Source organism: Psychrobacter sp. A3, assembly GCF_028823565.1.
GTDB lineage: Bacteria > Pseudomonadota > Gammaproteobacteria > Pseudomonadales > Moraxellaceae > Psychrobacter > Psychrobacter celer.
Genome location: NZ_JAPEHS010000126.1, coordinates 1 through 4,886 on the forward strand (window position 1 = coordinate 1; position 4,886 = coordinate 4,886).

Consider the following 4,886-nt stretch of genomic DNA (forward strand, 5'->3'; position numbering starts at 1 on the left):
AACCTGTACTAATTGCTCGTTTGGCTTGACCATACAACACCCAAGTGGTTTGTATCAAGCATTATATCGATATCACCTATTACTCTTGATTCAGTCAAGTAGTGTGATAAGTCATACAAAACAACAGACTCATATCTAACCCCCTTTGCTGACGACAATAGCACGATGGCACCACCTGATCCCTTCCCGAACTCAGAAGTGAAACATCGTTGCGCCAATGGTAGTGTGGCTCCGGCCATGTGAGAGTAGGTCATCGTCAGCTCCCTATTCTAAGAAGAGTCATCCTTAACCGGGTGGCTCTTTTTTTTATCTTTAATTTAGTCATTACCATGTGACCTACGCAGCTATTCCTATTTAAAGGAATAGCTCTTGCGAACCTAAAATTGGCATGCAATTTTTTAACGGTTCTCAGGTCATCGTCAGCTCCCTATTCCTAAAAAGCCCCCAACTTAGTGTTGGGGGCTTTTTTTTGTGGGTGGGCTGTTATTAGCTTTGGTTCTAGTAAGCGGCTTTTGGCTTAATAACAAGTTTATGCATTCAAAATGATTTGACTTATATCATTATAACTGCTAATTTTAAATAGTAATATTTATTACAGGTCTATAAAAGGATGTTTTAGGCTTGTAACGTCATAAGTGATTTGACGAGATAAATACTAAGTCTGTCTTTGACCTTTATTCTTACAGTTATCAAAAGGAATTGATAATGAAGTTAGCTCCCCTTTTTTCGATTGGTGCATTAGCTGCCGCGAGTCTTTTTGGTTGTTCAAATCAATCTGCGGATAGTGCCGACGGTGTATCAGCAAATTCTCAAGAAACCACTGTTCTACGTTTTTCTCATTTTTGGCCTGCAACCTCCTCAATCAGTACAGAAGTTTTTGAGCCATGGGCCAAGCAAATCGAAACTGATTCTAATGGCCGATTAAAAGTTGAGCTATACCCTTCAGCAGGTCTTGCAAAAGCTGACGTGACCTATGAGTCCGCTGCTAAAGGCACCATAGATATTGGCTCACAAGCGCATGGTTATACCAGCGGACGTTTTCCATTAACGCAGATCACTGAGCTTCCAGGTTTGTCTAATTCTGCCACACAGATGGGCTGTATGCTACAAACCCTCTATGATGACGGCACCTTGGCCGGTGAGTATGAAGACTCACATCTCCTCTTTATGTATGGTGCTGGACCTGGCTCTTTGCACACGACCGATAAGCTAATACGCACGCCAGCAGATATGAAGGGCATGCGTATTCGTCGTCCTTCTGCGGTCGCTGGTGATATCATAGAAAGTGCTGGAGCCTCGCCTGTGGGTCTGCCTGCTAATGATATGTATACTTCTTTACAGCGCGGTGTCGTCGATGGTTTGAGCTTTCCGTGGGAAGCTGTGACAGCTTTTAAAATAGACGAAATCACCAAGTATCATACCAATATTCCTTTTTATAGCTCTGCCCTGATGGTCACGATGAATAAGGACAAATACGACGCCCTGCCTGATGATTTAAAACAAGTTCTTGATAACAACTCAGGCATGGCGCTTGCCAAAAAGGTAGGTGAAGTATTTGATAAACATGACGATATGGCAATAAAGGCGGCTCAAGCTAAAGGTGATGAGATTGTGGAGATTCCAGATCCATTAAATGATCCAGATTGGCGAGGCCCGTTATTAGAAGGCACAAAGAAATATCTTAAAGATGTAAATGCTTTGGGCCTAGATGCAGATAGTGTCTACGAAAAAGCCAAAGCCGCCAGCGCCGCCTGCAAGGTCTAACCTAAAGGAGTCGCCGCATGGCCTACTTGGTCAAAATCAGTACCTTCATCTCACGGCTATGTCAGCTCATCGGTGGTATCAGTCTGATCATCATCGTTTTGACCACCATGCTAGATGTTACCGCCCGTTATATCTTCAAGCTCACCGGCGGTGAGTTTGGTTTCACTGTCAAAGGCAGCGTCGAGATTGTTTCTTATTTTATGCTGTTTGCGCTATTAGCTGCCTTTGCCGCTTTTGTCGAACGCTCACAAATCATTGTTGATGTTTTCACCCAAAAGATGCCCAAGTCTATCAAAGGCTATATGATGGGCGTCTTTATGCTGGGGTTCTTTATCATCGGTACCGTCTTTGCTTGGGGGCTGTTTGAGAGCGCCGTTGATGCTATCGAGTTTGGCAAAGTCACCCAAGATTTGCGGGTTTCAATGATGCCAATTTATCTTGTCAGCGCCTTTTTAAGTGCTTTGCTGGCCATTCGCTCCTTGATCGAGTCCATCAATATCTTTAAGACAGGCGAGTTTTTTGACGCTGAGGAGACAGGCGCATGAGTCCAGAAATCGTTGGAGCCATTGGCTTAGTTGTCATGATCCTACTCGTCGTCTTACGAGTACCTGTTGCCCTTGCTATGCTTGGTGTTGGTCTGGTCGGCTTTGGCGCTGTGACGGCACCGAGTGGCGCTGTACAAATGCTCAAAGACCTCCCCGTAGATGTCTTAGCCAAATATGACTTTAGTGCCATTCCGTTATTTATCTTGATGGGCGTTTTTGCTACTCATTCTGGTATGGCAGGCAAATTGTTTGAAGCAACCCGCACCATCTTTGGCGGTGTTAGGGGCAGTTTGGGAATCGCAGGTATCGGTTCATCGGGTATCTTTGCCTCAATCTCGGGATCATCGTTAGCGACCGCCTCTACCATGACCAAAGTGGCCTTACCGCAAATGGAAAAGTATGGCTATCAGCCAGGCTTTGCCTGCGGCATTTTAGCGGCTGGTGGTACACTTGGGATTATGATTCCGCCCAGTATTGCCTTACTGGTTTATGCCATTTTGACCCAGCAGTCGGTCGGTGACATGTTTATTGCAGGATTTTTGCCCGGTATGCTAGGCATGGTCATGTATTCGATCACTGTCATGATCATGGTACGCTGGAAACCGCACTTGGCGCAGCGCGGTGAATCTACCTCATGGAAAGCCAAGCTTGTAGCGTTGACAGGACTCATTCCCTTTAGCTTTATCTTCATCGTTATTATCGCTGGTATTTTCTTTGGGTTGTTTACCCCAACGGAAGGCGCTGCTGTCGGGGCGTTCATTTCTTGGGCTTATGCGTTTGCCAAAGGTATGCGTATGAAGGGACTGAAGCAGTCGTTGATTGAAACCTTAGCATTATCTGCAGTGGTGTTTTTCATGCTACTAGGTGCAGAGGCACTGGGCTACTTTATCTCAGTCTCTAGATTGTCATATACCTTAGCGAGCTGGATTGGTACCTTGGCGGTGAGTCCGATGGTGGTGCTGATTTGTATTTTGATCATGTACTTCTTATTAGGGCTATTTATGGATGCCTTGGCGATGCTGGTCATCACCATTCCGGTGGTGTATCCGATCATTATAGCCTTAGGGTTTGATCCGGTATGGTTTGGTATCATCGCGGTACTGACGGTAGAGCTTGGACTGATTACGCCGCCGATGGGTATGAACATCTTTGTGATTAAGGCGATGGCACCGCATATTAAGCTGTCCGATATGTTTCGAGGGGTGGCGCCGTTTATTGTTTCCGATGTGATTCGCTTGGTGATTTTGGTGGCGTTCCCTGCGATTTCTCTAGTACTGCTAGCATAACCTTTCTCAGATAGTAGTCTAAACGGTAACTGTGTTTAAATGGCCATATTGTTTATAAAGCAATATGGCTTTTTTGTTGTAATAATTGAACGATCACGCTCACTATCGATGCCAGTGCCAGTCATAAAAGCGCCATATATCTTCTGATAGCGCCTTGTTACAATAAACCCTACCATGTAGCCTGACAAGTGAGAGCCTTTTATTATGGCAGTTGATTTTAGTAATACGTTGATTGTAGCGATCTCTGCAACAGCACTGTTTGATTTAACGGAGTCTGAGAGCTATTTGTCGCAGTTATTAGCGCAGCATCCTGATACGGCCATTAAAGTGTTTCGCGATTATATGACGGAGCGCGAAAACGATCCTTTGAGCATTGGTGCAGGCTATCCCCTGATAAAAGCGCTGCTAAACCTGAACAGATACTGTCAGGCTGACAGTCAAGAAACTGAGCTAGAAGCGCCGCTGGTTGAGGTGGTTATCGTCTCAAAAAGCAGCCCTGATACTGGTATTCAGGTTCTCAATGCCATTCGTGAGCATAGCCTCAATATTTCTCGATCGGCTTTTATCTCAGGTAGCCCGGTGGCGCCTTATATCGATGATTTTAATGTGGACTTGTTTTTGACCACCAATCGCGAGGACGCGCAGCAAGTTGCGGATGCCAATATTTGTGCGTGTGCCATCTTGGATGCGACGCCTGTCAATACTTATGAGCTGGATACTCAGCAGCTGCGTATCGCTTTTGATGGTGATGCGGTGCTCTTTGATGACTCAGGTGAGCTGCTTTATAAGCAAAAAGGGTTACGCGCCTTTCATGACCGTGAAGCCAAAATGCGGGATTTGCCGATAGAGAAGGGGCCGTATGCCGAGCTCTTGATTAAGCTCTCAAACTTGCAAGAGCGTCTGCCAGCAGGGCTTAGCTACTCTCCGATAAAAATCGCTCTGGTAACCGCTCGCAATGCCCCTGCCGATCTGCGGGCCATCAAAACATTGCGAGAGTGGGGCGTCAATGTCGATATGGCGTTTTTTTTGGGTGGACTAGAAAAGACAGCGGTGCTCAGAACCTTTGCGCCGCATATCTTTTTTGATGATTCAATCCAGCATATCGATGCGGCGCGCCGTTTTATCCCAACGGCTTTGGTGCCTTATCATTCAGCCTCATTGCTGCATGGTGATAGCTATTTGGCCGCTGATAAAGAAAACAGTCTGCTATTTATACCAGTTCCACGTTGACAGACAATGTATAGTTAGCTGAATGTAAAACTGTTATGGATTTAAACGCGCTACTGGTATA

4 protein-coding genes and 1 rRNA gene are annotated in these 4,886 nt (G+C 45.6%); all 5 read left to right on the plus strand.

Going from position 1 to position 4,886, the window contains the following annotated elements; genetic code table 11:
* The first annotated feature begins 147 nt into the window (after positions 1–147).
* The 5 genes from rrf to NK638_RS11870 all read left to right on the plus strand — a co-directional run bounded on the left by rrf (position 148) and on the right by NK638_RS11870 (position 4,825).
* Positions 148–262: ribosomal RNA gene (rrf, locus tag NK638_RS11850) — 5S ribosomal RNA — on the plus strand.
* A gap of 443 nt (positions 263–705) precedes the next feature.
* Positions 706–1,764 (plus strand): TRAP transporter substrate-binding protein, encoded by a 1,059-nt coding sequence (locus tag NK638_RS11855; RefSeq protein WP_274633166.1) that lies wholly within the window; start codon positions 706–708, stop codon positions 1,762–1,764.
* Positions 1,765–1,781: 17 nt separating this feature from the next.
* On the plus strand, positions 1,782–2,309 hold the full coding sequence (locus NK638_RS11860) for a TRAP transporter small permease (protein WP_274633167.1): 528 nt from the start codon (positions 1,782–1,784) through the stop codon (positions 2,307–2,309).
* Positions 2,306–3,595 (plus strand): TRAP transporter large permease, encoded by a 1,290-nt coding sequence (locus NK638_RS11865; RefSeq protein ID WP_274633168.1) that lies wholly within the window; start codon positions 2,306–2,308, stop codon positions 3,593–3,595. The genes NK638_RS11860 and NK638_RS11865 overlap by 4 nt, the downstream gene beginning before the upstream one ends.
* 204 nt (positions 3,596–3,799) lie before the next feature.
* On the plus strand, positions 3,800–4,825 hold the full coding sequence (locus NK638_RS11870) for a 5'-nucleotidase (protein WP_274633169.1): 1,026 nt from the start codon (positions 3,800–3,802) through the stop codon (positions 4,823–4,825).
* Positions 4,826–4,886 lie beyond the last annotated feature (61 nt).

What these genes read in the sequence shown, in the direction of transcription:
- NK638_RS11865 (WP_274633168.1), top strand. Translation starts at nt 2,306, where the DNA reads ATGAGTCCAGAAATCGTTGGAGCCATTGGCTTAGTTGTCATGATCCTA.
- NK638_RS11870 (WP_274633169.1), top strand. Translation starts at nt 3,800, where the DNA reads ATGGCAGTTGATTTTAGTAATACGTTGATTGTAGCGATCTCTGCAACA.
- NK638_RS11860 (WP_274633167.1), top strand. Translation starts at nt 1,782, where the DNA reads ATGGCCTACTTGGTCAAAATCAGTACCTTCATCTCACGGCTATGTCAG.
- NK638_RS11855 (WP_274633166.1), top strand. Translation starts at nt 706, where the DNA reads ATGAAGTTAGCTCCCCTTTTTTCGATTGGTGCATTAGCTGCCGCGAGT.